The 19167-nt window shown below is 63.9% G+C and carries 20 protein-coding genes; 8 read left to right on the top strand and 12 right to left on the bottom strand.

Annotated elements, in window-relative coordinates; translation table 11 throughout:
- Positions 1–7 precede the first annotated feature (7 nt).
- Positions 8–736: an esterase/lipase family protein gene (locus tag BKY27_RS02640; RefSeq protein ID WP_071672876.1), complete on the top strand. Its 729-nt coding sequence runs from the start codon at positions 8–10 to the stop codon at positions 734–736.
- A 58-nt stretch (positions 737–794) separates the two neighbouring features.
- On the opposite strand, the gene BKY27_RS02635 is transcribed toward BKY27_RS02640, so the two are convergent.
- The 3 genes from BKY27_RS02635 to BKY27_RS02625 are packed head-to-tail and all read right to left on the bottom strand — an operon-like array spanning position 795 to position 2623.
- Positions 795–1868, bottom strand: a complete 1074-nt coding sequence (locus tag BKY27_RS02635; protein ID WP_071672875.1) for a 5-(carboxyamino)imidazole ribonucleotide synthase — start codon at positions 1866–1868, stop codon at positions 795–797.
- Entirely contained in the window at positions 1861–2349 is a 489-nt protein-coding gene (purE, locus tag BKY27_RS02630; protein ID WP_071672874.1) for a 5-(carboxyamino)imidazole ribonucleotide mutase, read from the bottom strand. The genes BKY27_RS02635 and purE overlap by 8 nt, the downstream gene beginning before the upstream one ends.
- Positions 2350–2404: 55 nt before the next feature.
- Positions 2405–2623, bottom strand: a complete 219-nt coding sequence (locus BKY27_RS02625; RefSeq protein WP_071672947.1) for a YdcH family protein — start codon at positions 2621–2623, stop codon at positions 2405–2407.
- 175 nt (positions 2624–2798) lie between these two features.
- On the opposite strand from BKY27_RS02625, the gene BKY27_RS02620 reads away from it, so the two are divergent.
- Complete coding sequence (locus BKY27_RS02620) at positions 2799–3227, top strand: Hsp20 family protein (protein ID WP_071672873.1); 429 nt, start codon at positions 2799–2801, stop codon at positions 3225–3227.
- Positions 3220–3453, top strand: coding sequence for a DUF1150 family protein (locus tag BKY27_RS02615; protein ID WP_071672872.1), 234 nt, complete (start codon positions 3220–3222; stop codon positions 3451–3453). The genes BKY27_RS02620 and BKY27_RS02615 overlap by 8 nt, the downstream gene beginning before the upstream one ends.
- A 110-nt stretch (positions 3454–3563) precedes the next feature.
- On the opposite strand, the gene BKY27_RS02610 is transcribed toward BKY27_RS02615, so the two are convergent.
- The 5 genes from BKY27_RS02610 to BKY27_RS02590 form a co-directional block, all read right to left on the bottom strand.
- Entirely contained in the window at positions 3564–4250 is a 687-nt protein-coding gene (locus BKY27_RS02610; RefSeq protein ID WP_071672871.1) for a hypothetical protein, read from the bottom strand.
- A gap of 210 nt (positions 4251–4460) precedes the next feature.
- Positions 4461–6536 carry a bifunctional sulfate adenylyltransferase/adenylylsulfate kinase gene (locus BKY27_RS02605; protein ID WP_071672870.1) on the bottom strand — a complete coding sequence of 692 codons (2076 nt, stop codon included), beginning with the start codon at positions 6534–6536 and terminating at the stop codon, positions 4461–4463.
- 232 nt (positions 6537–6768) lie between these two features.
- On the bottom strand, positions 6769–7311 hold the full coding sequence (locus BKY27_RS02600) for a VOC family protein (RefSeq protein WP_071672869.1): 543 nt from the start codon (positions 7309–7311) through the stop codon (positions 6769–6771).
- A 108-nt stretch (positions 7312–7419) separates the two neighbouring features.
- Positions 7420–8364, bottom strand: a complete 945-nt coding sequence (gene trxB, locus BKY27_RS02595) for a thioredoxin-disulfide reductase (RefSeq protein ID WP_071672868.1) — start codon at positions 8362–8364, stop codon at positions 7420–7422.
- Between the two features lie 111 nt (positions 8365–8475).
- Positions 8476–8754: a hypothetical protein gene (locus BKY27_RS02590; RefSeq protein WP_071672867.1), complete on the bottom strand. Its 279-nt coding sequence runs from the start codon at positions 8752–8754 to the stop codon at positions 8476–8478.
- Positions 8755–8956: 202 nt separating this feature from the next.
- Here BKY27_RS02590 and BKY27_RS02585 point away from each other — a divergent pair, with 202 nt between their 5' ends.
- Together BKY27_RS02585 and BKY27_RS02580 are read left to right on the top strand one after the other, a co-directional pair.
- Positions 8957–9457, top strand: a complete 501-nt coding sequence (locus tag BKY27_RS02585; RefSeq protein WP_071672866.1) for an Lrp/AsnC family transcriptional regulator — start codon at positions 8957–8959, stop codon at positions 9455–9457.
- Positions 9458–9460: 3 nt separating this feature from the next.
- Positions 9461–11512, top strand: coding sequence for a tetratricopeptide repeat-containing sulfotransferase family protein (locus BKY27_RS02580; protein ID WP_071672865.1), 2052 nt, complete (start codon positions 9461–9463; stop codon positions 11510–11512).
- Positions 11513–11573: 61 nt separating this feature from the next.
- Here the strand turns inward: BKY27_RS02580 and BKY27_RS20490 are convergent, their stop codons facing one another.
- From BKY27_RS20490 to lgt, 4 genes are all read right to left on the bottom strand, one after another.
- Complete coding sequence (locus BKY27_RS20490; protein WP_267888881.1) at positions 11574–11699, bottom strand: hypothetical protein; 126 nt, start codon at positions 11697–11699, stop codon at positions 11574–11576.
- Positions 11700–11983: 284 nt separating this feature from the next.
- Entirely contained in the window at positions 11984–12754 is a 771-nt protein-coding gene (pgeF, locus tag BKY27_RS02575; protein WP_071672864.1) for a peptidoglycan editing factor PgeF, read from the bottom strand.
- A 35-nt stretch (positions 12755–12789) separates the two neighbouring features.
- Complete coding sequence (locus BKY27_RS02570) at positions 12790–13854, bottom strand: class I SAM-dependent methyltransferase (RefSeq protein ID WP_071672863.1); 1065 nt, start codon at positions 13852–13854, stop codon at positions 12790–12792.
- Positions 13851–14771 (bottom strand): prolipoprotein diacylglyceryl transferase, encoded by a 921-nt coding sequence (gene lgt / locus BKY27_RS02565; protein WP_071672946.1) that lies wholly within the window; start codon positions 14769–14771, stop codon positions 13851–13853. The genes BKY27_RS02570 and lgt overlap by 4 nt, the downstream gene beginning before the upstream one ends.
- Before the next feature lie 118 nt (positions 14772–14889).
- Here lgt and BKY27_RS02560 point away from each other — a divergent pair, with 118 nt between their 5' ends.
- The 3 genes from BKY27_RS02560 to ileS all read left to right on the top strand — a co-directional run bounded on the left by BKY27_RS02560 (position 14890) and on the right by ileS (position 19020).
- Positions 14890–15138 (top strand): accessory factor UbiK family protein, encoded by a 249-nt coding sequence (locus BKY27_RS02560; protein ID WP_071672862.1) that lies wholly within the window; start codon positions 14890–14892, stop codon positions 15136–15138.
- A gap of 119 nt (positions 15139–15257) precedes the next feature.
- Entirely contained in the window at positions 15258–15866 is a 609-nt protein-coding gene (locus BKY27_RS02555) for a DUF2726 domain-containing protein (RefSeq protein WP_071672861.1), read from the top strand.
- 208 nt (positions 15867–16074) lie between these two features.
- On the top strand, positions 16075–19020 hold the full coding sequence (ileS, locus tag BKY27_RS02550) for an isoleucine--tRNA ligase (RefSeq protein WP_071672860.1): 2946 nt from the start codon (positions 16075–16077) through the stop codon (positions 19018–19020).
- Positions 19021–19167: the final 147 nt, after the last annotated feature.

Below are 19167 nucleotides of genomic sequence, written 5' to 3'. Positions count from 1 at the left end.
GAGGGTTATGAAAACCGCTTTTGCCCTTTTGGCCGCCCTTGCGCTGGCCCCTTTGCCCGCCCGCGCCGATTGCGTGATCCTGTTGCATGGTCTGGCGCGCAGCGCGACTTCGCTTTGGGTGATGGAAGAGGTGCTGGAACGCGAAGGGTTCCAAGTGATCAATCAGGATTACCCCTCGACGACCGCCCCGATCGAAGACCTTGCCCCGGCCGCAATCGGCGCTGCCCTGTCGCAATGCGACGAGGGCACGGTGCATTTTGTCACCCATTCCATGGGAGGAATCCTGTTGCGGCAATGGCTGGCCGGACATGAGCTGGATCGCTTGGGCCGGGTGGTGATGCTGGCGCCGCCCAACCAAGGCTCGGAGCTGGTGGACCAGTTGGGCGATCTGGCGGCGTTCCAGTGGTGGAACGGCCCCGCCGGACAGGAGTTGGTCACCGGGGCAGAGGGCGTGCCCGCGCAATTGCCGCCGGTCGATTTCGACCTTGGCGTGATCGCGGGCTATGGTTCGGCCAACCCGATCACCTCGGCCATGATCGAGGGGCCGGATGATGGCAAGGTGTCGCTTGAAACCACGATGGTCGAGGGGATGCGCGATTTCATCGCCCTGCGGGCGACGCACACCTACATGATGAACAACCCGGTGGTCGTGGCTGAAACCTTGCGCTTTCTGCGCACGGGCGGGTTTGACCACGGGCTTGACCTGCGCGATGCGGTGGAGTCGCTGCTGCCCTAGGGGCGCGCCTGCCCCGACCGTGGCAATGCGCCATCCTTGGCGGGGCGCGCGCCCGCCGTCAGGCGGCGGGGCCGGTGACGCGGTTGATGTGGCCCATCTTGCGGCCCGCCCGTATCTGGGCCTTGCCGTAGAGATGGACTTGCACGCCCGGTTCTGCCGCGAGGGCCGGGGCGCGGGTCACATCGTCGCCAATCAGGTTTTCCATCACCACGTTGGCATGGCGGCTACCGTCGCCCAAAGGCCAGCCCGCGATGGCGCGGATATGTTGCTCGAACTGGTCGACGGCGCAGCCCGCCTGCGTCCAATGGCCGGAATTGTGCACGCGGGGGGCGATTTCATTGACCACGAGGCCCTGCGGGGTGACGAACAGTTCGACCCCCATGACTCCCACATAGTCGAGCGCGTTCAGGATACGCGCGGCCAGCAGCACGGCGTCGCTGCGCAACGACGCCGGGATCGCGGCGGGAACGGTGGTGGTGGCAAGGATGCCGTGGTCATGAACGTTTTCGCCGGGGTCGTAGCACGAGATGGAGCCATCGAGACCGCGCGCGGCGATGACCGAGATTTCGCGGCTGAACGCGATGAACCCTTCGAGGATCGCGGGGGCGCCTGTCATGTCGGCCAGCGCCTGTGTGGCATCGTCGGGTGCCATGATCCGCGCCTGTCCCTTGCCGTCATAGCCGAAGCGGCGGGTCTTAAGGATCGCGGGGGTGCCGATGGCCGCGATCGCCTGCGCGAGGTCTTGGGCATTGTCGACGGCTGCGAAGGGAGCGGTGGTCAGGCCGATCCCGCTGAGGAAGGTCTTTTCCGTCAGGCGGTCCTGGCTGACCTCCAACGCGCGGCGCGACGGGGAAAGCGGCTTCGACGCCGAAAGTACGTCCAGCGCGTCGGCGGGGATGTTCTCGAACTCGTAAGTGATGAGATCCACGGACGCCGCGAAACGCGCCAGTGCGTCAAGGTCGTCATAGCCCGCTTGGGTGACCTGTGCCGCCACATCGCCGGCCGGGGCGGCGCCGGGTTCATAGATATGGGTCTTGTAGCCGAGCCGCGAGGCGGCGGCGGACAACATGCGGCCAAGCTGGCCACCGCCGAGAATGCCGATGGTCGAGCCGGTGGGAAGAATGTCACTCATCGACGGGCACCTCGGGGATGGAGGTCGAGAGCGCCGCGCGCCATGCGTCGAGGCGTTCGGCCAACGTGGGATCGGTCAGGGCGAGGATGCCGGCGGCCATGAGCCCTGCGTTCTTCGCGCCCGCCGCGCCGATGGCCATGGTCGCCACGGGGTAGCCGCGCGGCATTTGCAAGATGGAATAGAGGCTGTCGACACCGGACAGCGCCTTGGTCTGGACCGGCACGCCGATCACCGGAAGGCGGGTCTTGGACGCCATCATGCCCGGCAGATGCGCCGCGCCGCCTGCGCCTGCGATGATGACCTTGAGGCCCCGGCCCACGGCCTCGCGCCCATAGCTCCACAGCCGGTCGGGGGTGCGGTGCGCCGAGACGATACGCGCCTCGTAGAGCACGCCCAATTCGTCCAGCACATCGGCTGCTTCCTTCATCGTCGGCCAGTCGGACTGGCTGCCCATGATGATCCCGACCTCGACCTCTGACATGGCGTTTCATCCTCGCTGCCCTTCAGGAAGCGCGCACTATAGTGATGACGGATGGTTACGCAATAATGTCAGGGTAGAGTTCGTCCTCGATCCGGGAAATCTGGTCCTTGAGCGCCAGTTTCCGCTTTTTCAGACGACGCAAGGTCAACTGGTCCGGCATGGTACGCTCTTCCATGGCGAGGATGGCCTCGTCGAGATCCCGATGCTCGCGCAGCAGAACCTCGAGTCTGATCCGCAGCACATCCTCGTGGGTCATTTCCGTGGGGGCGTTCATCTTTGGCGCACCTTCGCGTGAGTCGTCCGGCAACCGGAGTTGCAAGATACCCAATTCCGCCCGGTGCGCAAAGCGTTGCGCGTCTTGCAGCCCCGCCCCGAGGCCCCCATATTGTCGAAGAGGCCGCCGAACCGGGGCCACGCTAAGCAGATCGCTTGTTTGAAGGATGTGCCTGATGACCAAATTGACCCTTGCGTCGCACCCGTTCCTGTTGGGGTTCGACCAATTGGAGCGGCTGGTGGAACGCACCGCCAAATCCGGCAATGACGGATACCCGCCCTATAATATCGAACAGAGTGGCGAGAATGTTTTTCGCATCACGCTCGCCGTGGCTGGTTTTGCCGAGGGCGACCTGTCGATCACGCTGGAAGACCGCCAGTTGGTGATCCGGGGCCGTCAGTCCGATGACAGCGAGGGCCGCGTGTTTCTGCACCGTGGAATCGCCGCGCGTCAGTTTCAGCGCAGCTTTGTGCTGGCCGAGGGCGTGGAAGTGGCCGGGGCCGCGATGGAGCACGGGTTGCTGCATGTCGACCTGACACGCTCGATCCCCGAAAACGTGGTGCAAACGATCACCATCAAGTCAGGAGGCGCGCAGGATGTATGAACCCAGTGAAAAGGCCACCGGCGGCGAACGCCCCATCGTCTATGTCCGCAAGATCAGCATCGACGATCTGCCGGATGAGGTGAAGGAACAGGCCAGCGAAGCCGGGCTGACCGAACTGTATGCCATCGGTTCGGAGGACGGGCAGCAACTGGCCCTGGTCAAGGACCGCAAGCTTGCCTTCGTTGTGGCGCGGCAGAACGACATGCGGCCCGTGAGCGTGCATTAGAGTATGTCGGGGGGCGGCATCGCCAGCTGCACCCGGCGCGAGATTGAATATGATAAAAGGGCGCTCCCACCGGGGGCGCCCTTCTTCGTCCCGTCCCTCGTGTCTTGGGTTCAGAGCGGGATGGTAAAGCGGAGGAAGGCCATCAGGCTGTTGTCCTCGATGCCGTTGAAATCGAAGACGCGATAGGAAATCCCCGGCGACAGGAACATGCCGCCCGCCAGCGGGATCGCCATATAGGCATCGGCGCGGCCATAGAGGCCGCTGCCATCCGTCTGAAACGCGCCGCCGAACCCGTCAACCGCGGCCCAGCCATAGCCGAGGTTCAGGCCAAGGCCGAAGGTCGGCACGGCGATGGAGCTGCTGGAAAAGCCGCCGCCCAGAGGTGTTTCATAGGCGACGCCGACGAAGACGCCGGTGAAGGTGGAATCGCCCGATGTCGGAAACACCGCCCCGCCCGCCTGGCGGAAGGCGTTGACGCTGTTGGTGTCATGCTCGACCCCAAGAGAGTAGGCCAATGCCGGGGCCGACGACGAGGCAGATGCGCCGCCCGCGATCCAGGTCGCGGCCAGCAACAGGCCAAGCGAGTTGCCGATAATGATATCCTCGGGGCCACCGCCGCCGGGAACGGTGCGACAGTCGTCGCATAGCGCCGTGGCAAATCCGAAGGTCAAACGATCGGGGCCGCGAGCAAAGCTGCTGCCACCCCCGAAGCTGAAGGGCAGGCTTTGGGCCGCCGCGCCACTGATCATCAAGATCGAGGCCGCGATGCCGATTAAGGCAGTCTTCAAGGTTTTCATCTGTCCCGCTCCCTTGGTTGGGGGTGCAGGCAGCTTTCGCCCGAAAACCGATTCTTGCAAGTTAACCGGACTCCATTGGCGCGAGGTGTTGCGCATTAGTGACGCGGCGTCACTTTGCGGTTCCGATTGACCAAAAGACACCCCCGCGCCCACGGAAAGGACCGGGGCGCGGGGCAATGTCGGATCGGATTGGCAGGTCAGGGGGCCGGGTCAGGCGCCGATCAGGCCCATTGATTCCAGCTTCAGCAACACCTGTTGCGCGCAGTAATCCACGTCCATACCCTCGGTTTCCACCACCAGTTCGGCCGCGGTCGGTGCCTCGTAGGGGTCGGAAATGCCGGTGAATTCCTTGATCTTGCCGTCGCGGGCCAGCTTGTAGAGCCCCTTTCGGTCGCGGCGTTCGCATTCTTCCAGCGAGGTGGCGACGTGGACTTCGACAAAGGCGCCGAAGGCCTCGATCATTTCGCGCACCGAGCGGCGGGTTGCCGTGTAGGGCGCGATCGGGGCGCAGATGGCGATGCCGCCGTTCTTGGTGATCTCGGAGGCGACATAGCCGATGCGGCGAATGTTGATGTCGCGGTGCTCTTTCGAAAAGCCGAGTTCCGAGGACAGGTGTTTGCGCACCACGTCGCCGTCAAGCAGCGTTACCGGACGACCGCCCATTTCCATCAGCTTGACCATCATCGCGTTGGCGATGGTGGATTTGCCAGAGCCAGAAAGACCGGTGAAGAACACGGTGAACCCCTGCTTGGCGCGCGGCGGCGAGGTGCGGCGCAGTTCCTGAACCACTTCGGGGAAACTGAACCATTCGGGGATTTCCAGCCCCTCGCGCAGACGGCGGCGCAGTTCGGTGCCCGAGATGTTCAGGATGGTGACGTTGTCGCGGTCGGCGATCTCGTCATTCGGTTCGTACTGGGCGCGTTCCTGCACATAGACCATGTGCTTGAAGTCCACCATTTCGAGGCCGATTTCCGCCTCGTGCTGGCGCACCAGATCCTGCGCGTCGTAGGGACCGTAGAAGTCTTCGCCCTGGCTGTTCTTGCCGGGGCCCGCGTGGTCGCGTCCGACGATCATGTGGGTGCAGCCGTGGTTCTTGCGGATCAGGGCGTGCCAGACGGCCTCTCGCGGGCCGGCCATGCGCATGGCGAGGTTTAGCAGCGACATGGTGGTGGTCGCGGCCGGGTACTTGTCCAGAACCGCCTCGTAGCAGCGCACGCGGGTGAAGTGGTCGACATCGCCCGGCTTGGTCATGCCCACGACAGGGTGGATCAGCAGGTTGGCCTGCGCTTCCTTGGCGGCGCGGAAGGTCAGTTCCTGATGCGCGCGGTGCAGCGGGTTGCGGGTCTGGAAGGCGACGATCTTGCGCCAGCCGAGCTTGCGGAAATAGGCGCGCAACTCGTTGGGCGTGTCGCGGCGGGCGCGGAAATCGTAGTGGATCGGCTGCTGGATGCCGGTGATTGCCCCACCAAGGTATACCGGACCTGCGACGTGGTGCAGGTAGTTCACGGCGGGGTGCGCCACGTCATCGGCGCCAAAGACCATCTCGGCCTCGCGGGCCTTGTTGGGGGTGTATTTGTCGGACAGCGACAGGATGGCGAGGATCACGCCTTCCTGGTCACGCAGGGCGATGTCCTGACCGGGTTCGATCTTGGCGGCGAAGTCCTCGGACACGTCCAGCGTGATCGGCATCGGCCACAGCGTGCCGTCGGCAAGGCGCATGTTTTCGACGACGCCGTTGTAGTCTTCTTCCGTCAGGAAGCCCTTGAGCGGGTTGAAGCCGCCGTTCATCAACAGTTCGAGGTCGCAGATCTGACGCGGGGTCATGTCCCACGACACCAGATCGGCGGCTTCGCGCTTGAGCTTCTGCGCGCTGTCATTCGACACGTAAAGTTCTTGGATAGGGGCAAGGTGGTTCTGCATCACTTGTGTCCTATTCTTGAGGGAAAGAAGTCCGCTTGCCGTGCCGGTCAGTTCAGCGTGAAGGGCATCGTATTCGGCAAGCTTGTTGGCGAGAAATCGGTCGGTGAGACGCGCCTTTTCCGCGGCCCCGCGAGAGGTCAGGGCGTAAGCGAAGCGCTGGCGCTTGTCGGGACCGGGGCGGTTGGAAATCTTGACCAGACCCGCGTCACTCACCGCGCGCAATTGCGCGTTGAGCCGTCCGAGCGAGATGCCTAGCGCCTCGGCCGTCGCGCGCTGCGAGGCATCCGGCGCCGTATCGAGCTGGCGCAGGAGGCGGAAGAGATGATCTTCTTCCGGCAGGGCGGCTGGGGTCCGGGGCGTGGGCATCGGGTCGACTCAAAGTGTGTTCATGAATGAACACATGTCACATGATGCAGGTGCAGAAAAGAGTTTTTCCAAGGAACCGGGGGAAACCCGCCACCGTGGCGCATCTGCAACGGGGCGACAGCGGAACGTTGCAGCGTGTCGCGGTCATTCGATCCCCGGGAGCAAGGTCGTGGCTTGGTAGCTCCAACCAACTCGGCCGGGATCGAATGGACAACCTGTTGAAAGCGCGCACCTAGCGGGGCGGCAAGCTGCGGAAAGCGATCTTTTCAGGCGGGCCGTCCCATTCGGGATGGTCCTGTGCGGCAGCTTTCAGCGCAGCCCGAAACCGCCTCAGCGCGCCAAGACCGGGCAGGCGCGGGATATGGGCCAGTTCCCAGTGGATGCCGTTGATCGGATCGTCGAAGAACACAGCGTAATAGCCCGGCGCATAGACCGGGTATTCCTGCGGCGGATCGGTCACGGACAAATTTCGCGGGGTCAGGAAATCCCGGTGAAACGCGTCAATCTCGCGTCGGGACCGTGCCCAGAGGGCGATATGGTGGATGCCCACGGCCCGCGCCCGATGGTCCAGCTTGTCGCCCGAGCGTGCCGGTTGGATACCGATATAGCTGTGGGGCATGGGAAAGCGCGCCATGTAATAGGTCGAGCGATAGCCGATATCGAGGGTCCAGAAGCTCTTGTATCCCAGCCAGCCAAACAGCGCGTCGTAGAAGGCGACCGAGCTGTCGTAGTCCAGAACCGAGAACTCCACGTGATTGACACCGCGCCAGCGCATGAGGGCCTCTTTGATCGACTCGCGACCGCAGGCTATCGGGGCATATCTTGGGGCTCAATGAAAAAGGGCCGCACGGGGCGGCCCTGATCGGTCACTTCTGGTGAAACCTTAGTCGTCCTGTTCCGCCAGCCAGCGTTCTGCATCGAGCGCTGCCATGCAACCCATGCCAGCACTTGTCACTGCCTGACGGTAGACATGGTCTGTCAGGTCGCCTGCCGCGAAGACACCCGGAACCGAGGTGCGCGTGCTGCCTGCCTCGACCTTGACATAGCCGCCGTGGTGCAGGTCCAGCGTGTCCTTGACCAGTTCGTTCGCGGGTGCGTGGCCGATGGCGACGAAGACGCCCTTGCACGCAATTTCCGTGATCTCGCCAGTATCGACATGCTTGACGCGCACCGCCTCGACGCCCTTGGGGCTGTCGGTGCCCACGACTTCCTCCAGCACGTGATGCCAAAGCGGCTCGATCTTGGGGTTCTTCATCAGCCGGTCGATCAGGATCTTCTCGGCGCGCAGTTCATCGCGGCGGTGGATCAGCGTCACCTTGGAGGCGAAATTGGTCAGGAACAGCGCTTCTTCCACGGCGGTGTTGCCGCCGCCGATCACAACAATTTCCTGCCCGCGATAGAAGAACCCGTCACAGGTGGCGCAGGCGGAAACGCCAAATCCCTTGAACGCGTCTTCCGACGGCAGGCCAAGCCATTTCGCCCGCGCGCCGGTGCACAGGATCACTGCGTCGGCGGTGTAGGTGGTGCCACTGTCGCCCTTGGCCGTGAACGGGCGGGCGGAGGTATCCAGCGAGGTGATGATATCGCCGATGACCTCGCAGCCCATGGCTTTGGCGTGGGCCTCCATCCGCACCATCAGGTCGGGGCCTTGCACCTCGGTATCGCCTGGCCAGTTTTCCACTTCGGTCGTGGTGGTCAATTGCCCGCCCGGTTCGATCCCCTGCACAAGGATCGGTTCCAGCATGGCACGGCTGGCATAGACTGCGGCGGTGTAGCCAGCCGGGCCGGAGCCGATGATCAGAACGCGGGTGTGGCGGGTCTCAGACATGGAACATCCTCGGGAAAATCAAGAGTCGGCGGCAATGTAGTCGCCGCGCCCGCCCTGAGGAAGGGGGGGCGATGCCCGGTGCGTCGTTTGCGCCAATGCGGTCCGTGGCGTTTAGGGATCTTCGCTGGACGTGGCCCTGTTGATGACCGGCGCGCAGGCCTCGACCGTGGGCGCGTCGCATTCGAAGAACCGCCCATCGAGTTGCACGTAGTACCGTTGCGGAAAGCTGGCGGTCGCGGGGCGGGTGACCACCGCGTAGTTCTGGCCGGCAACTGTTATCACGGTCCGATCATAGAAGTCGGACTCGCGCACCGAGAGGGAATCGCTGTCGCCTTCGCACGCGACCAAGGTCAGGACCGGAATTGCGAGGAGAAGAGAGGATGCTTTCATGTTGGATCTCCTGGGATAAATTGGTTGACGAAATGCCAACAGGATAGCAGAACCGGCGCTTGCTGTCGTCGTCGGGGCCAGATCCCTTGCATTCTGCGCCCTCACGTTCCATATGTTGCGCGTGCTTGAAATAATCTTGCGCGAAGGGCATGTCCCATAACAGATTGAATAAATCGCACCGCCAGAGGGAGGCCGCAACCGCATGCCTGGAGCGAAATTAGATCAGACGGATCGCCGGATCCTGGCCGAACTTCAGGGCAATGGCCGCATGACCAATGTCGAGCTGGCCAGCCGCGTCGGAATCTCGGCCCCGCCATGCCTGCGCCGGGTGCGCACATTGGAAGAGACCGGGTTCATTCGCGGCTATCACGCCGATGTGGACCCGCGCTTGTTGGGGTTCGAGGTTCAGGTCTTTGCCATGGTTGGCCTGCACAGTCAGGCCGAAGCCGATCTGGTCGCCTTTGAAGAGCGTTGCCGCGGGTGGCCCTTGGTGCGCGAGTGTCACATGCTGAACGGCGAGATCGACTTCATTCTGAAATGCGTGGCCCCTGACCTGTCCAGCTTCCAGAGCTTCCTGACCGAGCAATTGACCGCTGCCGAGAACGTCGCCCATGTGCGCACCTCGCTGGTCATCCGTGGTGCAAAGGACGAACCGGGCGTTCCCTTCGAGGTGCTCGAAGATCGCATGGCCCGAGAGGGCTGAGCCATGCTTCCGGTCAATCCGGCGCGCCTCAAACAGCTGTATCAACAGGCGCTGAGTGCCCAAAATGCAGAGCGCCCGGATGAGGCGCTGGCGCTCTATGCGCAGATATTGCAGATGCGCCCCGATCTGGCCGAGGCGCATTTTCAGGTCGGGCGCATCCACGCCGCACTGGGAAATGCGGCCAAGGCAGAAACCGCTCTGCGCAAGGCGCTGGCTGCCAAACCGAGAGAGCCCGCGATTTGGCAGGGCCTCGCGGCGGTGCTGTCGGGCGGCAAGCTGAAAAAGCTGCAACGCGAGGCGGCGGCGGCCGGGATTTCCCTTGGTGGCGAGCCTGACGTCTCGGGCATCCTGCGCCAGATCGAGGCGGGCAAGGCGGAAGCGGCGGAAGCGGCGGCTTTCACTCTTGTCACCCAAGCCCTCAATGCCGCCAGTCCGGCATTGGCGCTTGGTCTGGCACGGGTCGCCCTGAAGAAATGGGGCGCGGCCCATGGACCGCTTGAAAAGGCAGTGGAACGTGATCCGCGGAACGCACGGGCGCTGGCGGCGCTCGGCGAGACACTGGTGGAATTGGGGCGGTGGTTGCCAGCCGGGGAAACGCTGGCCCGTGCTGCCAATCTGGGGGCCGACGTGACGCTTTTGCAGGCCCGCGTCCTGCGGGAAACCGCCCGCCCGGAAGAGGCCGAGGCGTTGTTGGCAGCGGCCATCGCAAGGCACAAGAAGGCCCCCCGTCTGCATATCGACCGGGGCGACACGCTGGCCATGTTGCGCCGCCCGAAGGAGGCGCGGGCCGCCTATGACGCCGCGCTGCGCCTTGGGGTGAAGCCCGTCGCCCTGATCGGGCTGGCAGACAAGCTGGCGCTGGAGGGCGAGGCCGGCGCCGCCCGCGGCCTGCTCGACGATGTGTTGCGCAAGGAGCCGGGGAACATTCAGGCGTTGACCCTGCGTGGGCAGCAGCGGCAGTCGGCGGGCGATCTTGAGGGCGCGCGAGAGGATTTGCTGCGCGCGATCCATGCCAGCCGCGACGCCGCCGAGGCGATCCGGTCCTACATCGGCGGCGGCAAGGTCAAGCCCGATGACCCTGTTTTGCCGGTGCTGGAGGCGCGGCTGGCCGACCTGTCGCTACCGCAAGCCTCGCGCCGGGTGCTGTCCTTTGCAATGGCCAAGGCGCAGGACGATCTGGGTGCCGACGCAGCGGTCTTTGCCCACCTCGACCGTGCCAACCGGCTGATGCGGGCAGACTATCCCTATCGGTTCGAAACCGACCTTGAGGCGGCCCGCGCGATGATCGCGGGATATGAGAAGATCCGTGACCGGGACTTGCCGGGGGAAGTGGCGCAGGACGCGCCGATCTTTGTCTCGGGCGTGCCCCGGTCCGGCACCACGCTGGTGGAAACCATTCTCGCCGCCCATTCCCGCGTCACGGCGGGCGGAGAGATGCCCTTCCTCGTGCGTTCCCTGCACCTTGCGGTGGAACAGACGGCGCGCGACCCCGAGGATGTGCGAGATGGCTATGCGCAGGCAGGGCACCGGTATCTGCGCGGCGCGCGGCGCCGCTCGGGGGCCGAAGACCGGTTCACAGACAAGGCGATTTCCACCTTTTCAAGGGTGGGGCAGGCAGCCCGCGCCCTGCCCAATGCCCGGTTCCTGATGCTGCGCCGCGATCCGCGTGACGTGGGGCTGTCGATCTACCGCAACATGTTCCCGCCGGGGCGGCAGTTGTATTCCTCGGACCTGCGCGATATCGGGCGCTATATCCGGCTTTATGATGCCATGCAGGCCTATTGGGTCGAGGCGCTGCCCGGACGCGTGCACGTGGTCGACTACGAAGACCTGACAGCAGAGCCCGAGCCGCAGATCCGCGCGCTGGTGGCGGCGGCCGGGTTGGATTGGGAAAGCGCCTGTCTGGAACCGCACAAGGCCAAGCGCCGGGTCGATACACTCAGCTTTGCGCAGGTGCGCCAGCCGATCTATCGCGCCTCGGTGGCGGGGTGGAAACGGTACGAGACCGAATTGGCACCGCTGCTTGAGGCGCTGGACGACCCGGTCACGCTGTAATCGCGCAAGAAAAAGGCGGCCGTTTTGGCCGCCATCTTCGATAAGTCTTGCCTGACTTGGCTCAGGCCGAGCGTGCCTCGGCTTTGGCCTGGCGGCGGCGGTGCCGCTTGCTGCGTGCCCAAGGCATCTCGACTTGTTCTTTCTGGCTCTCTTCCAGAACCCGTTCCATCCAGCGCCGTTTCAGCATCGTCCTTGTCCTCTCTTCAAGCCTGCCCTTTTTGGGCTGTTGGTGTCCCGTTTCCGGGTTGAGAACAATCTGGCGGACCTTTCGGGCAGTCTTGCGGCCAAGCCCCTAATTTTCCGTGAATCCTCAAGGCAAGATTGTGACGGCGCGCGCCCTTGTTTTTCGGGCGCTAACCGGCAAGGCCCGCAAAATTGAGACGCGAATGGGGCGAGCGCTGCCCCCAAGGTGCCGAATTTTGGCGAATAGGACCGCGACTCGTGCCCCCAAGGCCCGAAAGGGCCAAGGTGTCAGAGGCGAATCGCAGAGATGAGCCGTCCGTAGTCGGCCTCGCCCTGATGCACCGAGCGGCGATAGGAAAAGAAGCGGTCGGGGTCGGAATAGGTGCAATGGCGCGTCCATTCCGCTTCTGCCACGCCGGCCTGTCGCAGGCGGTGCAGGCCATAGGCGGGCAAATCGAATAGAAAGCGGTCGCCCTCGCCATTGGTGAAGAAGATCGCGTTGTCGCGGTCCTCGTCGAAGAACGCCTCGAAGAATTCCGGCCCAACCTCGTAAGCGCGTTGACTGATCGAGGGGCCGATCACGGCCCGCACATTTGTGCGATCCGCGCCCATTTCCTCCATCGTGTCGAGCGTCGCTTCCAGCACGCCGTCGAAGGCCCCGCGCCAACCGGCATGGGCGGCGGCGATCACGCCTGCGGTGCGATCCGCAAACAGCACCGGCTGGCAATCGGCGGTAAGAATGGCAATCGCGGTGCCGGGGGAGGCGGTGACGATGGCGTCGGCCTCTGGCCGGGGCAGGGGCTGTGCGTCCGCGACCGTCACCGCGCGGGCGGAATGGGTCTGGTGCACCGTGACCAGCCGGCCAGGCGGCACCCCCATGGCTTCGGCCACGCGACCGCGGTTGGTGTCCACGATGCTGGATTGGTCCGAGCTGCCCGTGCCGCAGTTCAACCCGCGAAAGATGCCCGACGATGCCCCGCCCCGCCGCGTGAAAAACCCGTGTTGGACGCCCTCCAACAAATCCGAGGTGATGATTTCGAGGCTGGTCGTCACGGTCATGGCGCAGGCCGGTCCTTATGTGTTGGCAGCTTTGGTCATGGGTCGAGGCCGGGCGGCGTTGGCTGACCCGGCGGGGTGAGGGCCATGACCTTGAACAGCGTCCCCATTTCCTCGGGGTGGGTCAACCGCCTGTGTGCCGCGATGTGCGAGTCGAGCGCGTCGCCGGCCAACCGTTGGGCAAGCGCCTGTGCCCGTGCCGTGATGCCCAGCCGTTCCAGAAACACCCCTTGCGGGGTGGGGGCCGAGGCAACGGCAGGGGCGGCAGCGCGGGCCAGCGGGCCAAAGGCCACATGCGCGGTCAGGTCCGCCTTGCCGGGGCAGGCGAGGGGATCGACCGGCTCGTGCGCTTTCAGCGCCTGAAACGTGTCGCCAATGCTGATCGCATCGCCATAGTCGATGATCAGCGCCGCGCCGCCATGTCGGGCGATCCGTGCGCCGATATCTTCGGCAAGGGGCAGCGCGGGGGTGTTGAGTTCGACGATCTGTCCCTCGGTCGTGCCCGCAAGCCGGTCGTCCAGCATCTCGAACCGGGTTTCCGGCCCGAGGCCCCAGATCAGGCGGCCATCGTCGGCCCCGATCTGACGTTCGTGCCAATAGGTGTTGGCGCGCTGGAACTGGCGGATCGGCAAGGCATCGAAGAATTCGTTGGCGATCAGGAAGAGCGGTCCGTCCGGCAGGTCGGCAAGATGATCGTGAAAGGTTTTGTCCACCCCCGCTAGCGCCTCGGCCTGTCGCTTGCGCAGCGCGGGCGAGACCTCGACCAGATGCACCTGCATGGCTTCTTGGAACCCGGGCACCGCGCGGGTGGCACGCAGAATGTCGGCCGTAAGCGTGCCGCGCCCCGGCCCAAGCTCTGCCAACAGGAAGGGGGTGGGCTGGCCTTGATCCATCCAGACCTGCGCCAGCCAAAGGCCCAGGAGCTCTCCGAACATCTGCGAAATCTCGGGGGCGGTGGTGAAATCGCCACCTGCCCCCAAGGGATCGCGCGTGGTGTAATAGCCGTGCTCGGGATGCAGCAGGCAATCGGTCATGAACTCGGCCACCGAGAGCGGGCCGGTTCGGGCGATCCGCCGGGTCAGCAGGTCACGCAGCGCGCTCATGCCGCCCTCGTCCGGGTTCGGGCGATCAAGACAATGGCCAGTCCCGCCAGCACCATCGGCAAGGACAGCAGTTGCCCCATCGACAGGCCGATGGCCGGGGTCAGCGAAATCACGTGTCCGAGCGGGTTGTCTGCGGTGATGAATTGCGGATCGGCCTGACGGAACACCTCGACGATCATGCGGGCAATGCCATAGCCCATCACGAAGGCACCCATGATTTGCCCCGGTCTTTTCAGTGCCCCGCGTCGCCACACCAGCCAGATCAGCAACAGGCCAAGCACCAACCCCTCCAACGCCGCTTCATATAGTTGCGAGGGGTGGCGCGCGCAGAGAAGCTGGCCGCCCAACTGCACAATGCCCTCGGGGCCGAAACAGGCCTGCGCCAGATCGCCGGGAAAGATCACCGCCCACGGCGCGTCCGAGGGACGCCCCCAAAGCTCGGCGTTCACGAAATTCGCCACGCGGCCCAACAGCAGCCCCGGCGGCGTGCATAGCGCCATCAGGTCACCGGCCTGCGCCATGGGGATCTTGTGGCGCCAGCAAAACACCACGCCGCCAACCAGAACCCCGAGGAAGCCGCCATGAAACGACATGCCGCCATGCCAGAGTTGCAGAATTTCTGCCGGGTGCTGCAGGTAGTAGACCGGCTGATAGAACAGCACGTAACCAAGCCGCCCGCCCAGAACGATACCGAGGATGATCCATGTCATCAGCCCTTCGATCTGCGCGGGCGTCATCGCGGCGGTGTCGCCCGGCCATAGCGCTGCGCGTTTCACCGTGCGGACGGCCAAGGCCCAGCCCAGTAGGATGCCCGCGATATAGGCCAGCGCGTACCACCTGAGGGCGAAGGTGAAACTGCCGAGTGAAATCGAGAACAGCTCGGGCGAGATGTCGGGAAAGGGGATCGCGGCTGCCAGCATCATGGCCCTCATCTGATCGGTCCGGCGCTTGGATGGCTGGCCCCTGCGGCGAAGTCAACCTTGATGCCGTGGGCTGGCGGGGCCATATGGAGGCAAGCCGCCAAGGAGACCGCAAATGCAGACCCGCAACAAGTTCATGGAAGACATGTCGCAACTGATGACCAACGCCATGGGCGTCGCGCAGGGCGCCAAGGACGAGGCCGAAACCGCGATGCGCTCGCTCATGGACCGCTGGCTGGCCGACCGCGATTTCGTCACCCGCGAGGAATTCGACGCCGTGCGCGCGATGGCCCAGAAAGCCCGCGAAGAGAACGAGGCCCTCAAGGCCCGGATCGCCGCGCTGGAGGCCAAGGCGGCGGAGTGATCCGCGCCCGTTAACCATTTGTCACGAATTCGCCGTTCCGCAGACGCATTGCGGATCGACTCGGTTGGAAAAACGGCGAGGAGCCCATGCTCTTCCCGTTTTCTCAAATGAGAGTCGCCATGTTTGATCTTCCCTTTGATACCGTTCTGCCGATCCTGATCATCTGTGCCATCGGGCTTGGCCTGAAGATGTTGGAGTCGGGTCTCAAGAAGCCGAAACGCCGCGCCTCCAATCGGCGCCAACGACCGTCAAAATCAAAGCCTCGCGTCGTCTATCAGGACAAGACGGCCCTGCTAAGCCGCGTGTCTTGGACGGCGCGCCCGTTGATGAACAAATCCGAATACCGGGTTTTTACCCAACTCGAACATCTGACAGGTCAAAGCGTCTCTGGGCATCGCGTATTCACCCAGGTGTCGATGGGGGAAATCCTTGGCACAGACAGCCGCTCGGCCGACCGGTTGACCTGTATCGACGCTTACCGCCAGATCAATTCGAAACGCGTGGATTTCCTGATCATTGATCGCGGTGGAATGCCCGTCGCGGCGCTGGAATATCAGGGCGGCGGGCACTACCAGTCCGGCGCGGTCGAACGGGACAGCGTCAAGCGAGAGGTCTTTCGTCTGGCCGGTGTCCCCTTTGTCGAGATCGCCAAAGCGGGACTGTCGCAGGGGCAACTGGTCGATATCCGCAACATTTTGGGGCTGCCGACGACGGTCGCGGCAGAGTGATCCCCTGTCCGGTTTCACCACCGCATCCTCTGGACGCCCCTGCCGTGCGGGCCTATAAGGCGCGCATGACCCGCCATTTTGCGCGCATCATCATTCGAATTATCGGCCCGGCTCTCTGAGACGAAGAGACGCCGGGACAAGGTGTTTGAGTTCTCGCACCGCCCTGATAATCCCCCTACCAGACCGAATTTCACGAGGACGCCGATCCATGTGCGCCGATACACCCGAGCAAACGCTCGACTACAAAGACACGCTGAACCTGCCGAAAACCGATTTCCCGATGCGCGCGGGCCTGCCCAAGCGCGAGCCCGAATGGTTGGCCCGGTGGGAAAAGATCGGCATCTATGACCGCCTGCGCGAAAAAGAGGGCCGCCCGCCCTTTACGCTGCATGACGGCCCGCCCTATGCCAACGGCCATCTGCATATCGGTCACGCTCTGAACAAGACGATCAAGGACATGATCGTGCGCAGCCACCAGATGATGGGCCGCGATGCGCGCTACATCCCCGGCTGGGACTGCCACGGGCTGCCGATCGAGTGGAAGATCGAGGAACAGTACCGTGCCAAGGGCAAGAACAAGGACGAGGTGAACGTCGTCGACTTTCGTCAGGAATGCCGCAAGTTCGCCGAAGGCTGGGTCGACATCCAGCGCGACGAGTTCAAGCGCATGGGGATCACCGGTAACTGGGCCGATCCCTACCTGACCATGGCTTTCCATGCCGAGCGGGTCATTGCCGAGGAATTCATGAAGTTCCTGATGAACGGCACACTCTACCAAGGCTCCAAGCCCGTGATGTGGAGCCCGGTAGAAAAGACCGCATTGGCCGAGGCCGAGATAGAATATCACGACCACAAGAGCCACACGATCTGGGTGCCGTTCCGCATCGCCAGCGCGTCCAGTTTCAAGGAGCTGGACGGCTGCATGCAGACCGACCTGCTGGATGCCAAGGCGGTGATCTGGACAACGACCCCGTGGACGATCCCCTCGAACAAGGCCGTGGCCTACAATCCGGCGGTCGAATACGGACTGTACGAGGTGACTGGCACACCCGACGAATGCTGGTGCGCCGTTGGCGACAAGTACCTGCTGGCCGACAAACTGGCGGAGGAGGTGCTGACCAAGGCGCGGCTGGACTCGGGTATGTATTCCCGCGTCCGTTCGGTCGCGTCCGAGGAACTGAACGGTCTGATCATGCATCACCCCTTCCACGGGCTGGAGGGTGCAAACGGCTACTGGGACTACGACGTGCCGATGATCGACGGCGACCACGTCACCGACGATGCGGGCACGGGCTTTGTGCACACAGCGCCGTCGCACGGCGCCGACGACTACGAATGCTTCATGAAGCGAAACTGGCTCGACCGGATGACCCATAACGTGGGCGAAGATTCCGAGTTCCTGCCGCATGTCCCGTTCTTCGCGGGCCTTCAGGTGTTTGACCGCAAGGGCAAGGAAGGCAAGGCGAACCCCGCCGTCATCGACAAGCTTGTCGAGGCCGGTGCGATCATTGCCCGTGGCCGCGTGACCCACAGCTACCCGCATAGCTGGCGGTCCAAAGCCCCGGTGATTTTCCGCAACACGCCGCAATGGTTTGCCGCCATCGACCGCGCCGTTGGTGACGGGCAGGACGACTACGGCACCACCATACGGGAACGCGCGTTGACCTCGATCAACGAGTTGGTGACCTTTACGCCGGTCTCTGGCCAGAACCGTCTGCGGGCGATGATGGAATCGCGGCCAGACTGGGTTTTGTCCCGCCAACGCGCTTGGGGCGTGCCGCTGACCTGCTTTACCAAGAAGGGCGCGCTGCCGACCGACCCGGATTTCCTGTTGCGCGACGAAGCGGTCAACGCACGGATTGCCGAGGCCTTCGAAACCGAAGGCGCGGATGCGTGGTATATCGACGGCGCGAAGGAGCGTTTCCTGTCCGGCATCGTGCCCCCTGACGACTATGATCAGGTGTTCGACATTCTCGACGTGTGGTTCGACAGCGGCTCGACCCATGCATTCGTGCTGCGCGACCGCGCGGATGGCACCGAGGACGGCATTGCCGATGTCTACATGGAAGGCACGGACCAGCATCGCGGCTGGTTCCATTCCTCGCTGTTGCAGGCCTGCGGCACCAAGGGCCGGGCACCGTATCGCAACGTGGTGACGCATGGCTTCACGCTGGATGAGAAGGGCATGAAGATGTCCAAATCGCTCGGCAATACCATCGTGCCAGAAGCGGTGATCAAGCAGTATGGCGCCGATGTCTTGCGGCTTTGGGTGGCGCAGGCCGACTACACCAACGATCAGCGGATCGGGCCGGAAATCCTGAAAGGGACCGCCGACAGCTATCGCCGACTGCGCAACACGATGCGCTTCATGCTTGGCTCGCTTGCCGATTTCACCGAAGCCGACCGGGTTGAACCAGCGGATATGCCGGAACTGGAGCGGTGGGTGCTGCACCGTCTGGCCGAGCTGGATCACGTCGTGCGCGACGGCTACGGGCGCTTCGATTTCCAAGAGGTGTTTCAAGCGCTGTTCAACTTTGCCACCACGGATCTGTCGGCCTTCTATTTCGACATCCGCAAGGACACGCTCTATTGCGATGGCGACACGTCGAACCGCCGCGCCGCGCGCACCGTGCTCGATATCCTGTTCCACCGGCTGACCACATGGCTCGCGCCGATCCTCGTCTTCACGATGGAAGAGGTCTGGCTGGAACGGTTCCCGGGCGAGGACAGCTCGGTCCATCTGGTCGATATTCCCGCGACCCCCGCAGATTGGCTGGACGAACCGCTGGCGGCGAAATGGGCCAAGGTGCGCAAAGTGCGCCGCGTGGTGACCTCGGCGCTGGAGATTCAGCGACGCGAAAAGGTAATTGGGGCCTCGCTGGAGGCCGCGCCCGTGGTGCATGTGCGCGCGCCGGAGGTTCTGTCCGCGCTCAAGACCGTGAATTTCGCCGATATCTCGATCACCTCGGATGTCACCCTGACCGCCGACCCCTTGCCGAACGAGGCGTTCCGTCTGCCCGATGTCGAGGGTGTCGGCGTGGTGTTTGAAAAGGCCGAGGGCGAGAAGTGCCAGCGCTGCTGGAAGATCCTGCCCGATGTGGGCAGCCATACCCATGCAGGTACCTGCAAACGGTGTGACGAGGCGCTTGGGTAACGTCAGTCGGATCACGAGAGGAGGCGCCCCCCCTGCGGGCGCTTCCTTCCTGTGCTCCCTGTGACTGCATTTTCGGCATCGCCGCGAAAGCGCGGATCTCAGGTTGTGGGTGCAAGCAACGCGAGACCCCCATGTTTGCCGGGGTGA

The organism is Nioella nitratireducens, from assembly GCF_001879715.1.
Classification (GTDB): Bacteria; Pseudomonadota; Alphaproteobacteria; order Rhodobacterales; family Rhodobacteraceae; genus Nioella; species Nioella nitratireducens.
This window is presented reverse-complemented; position numbering and strand designations above follow the sequence as displayed.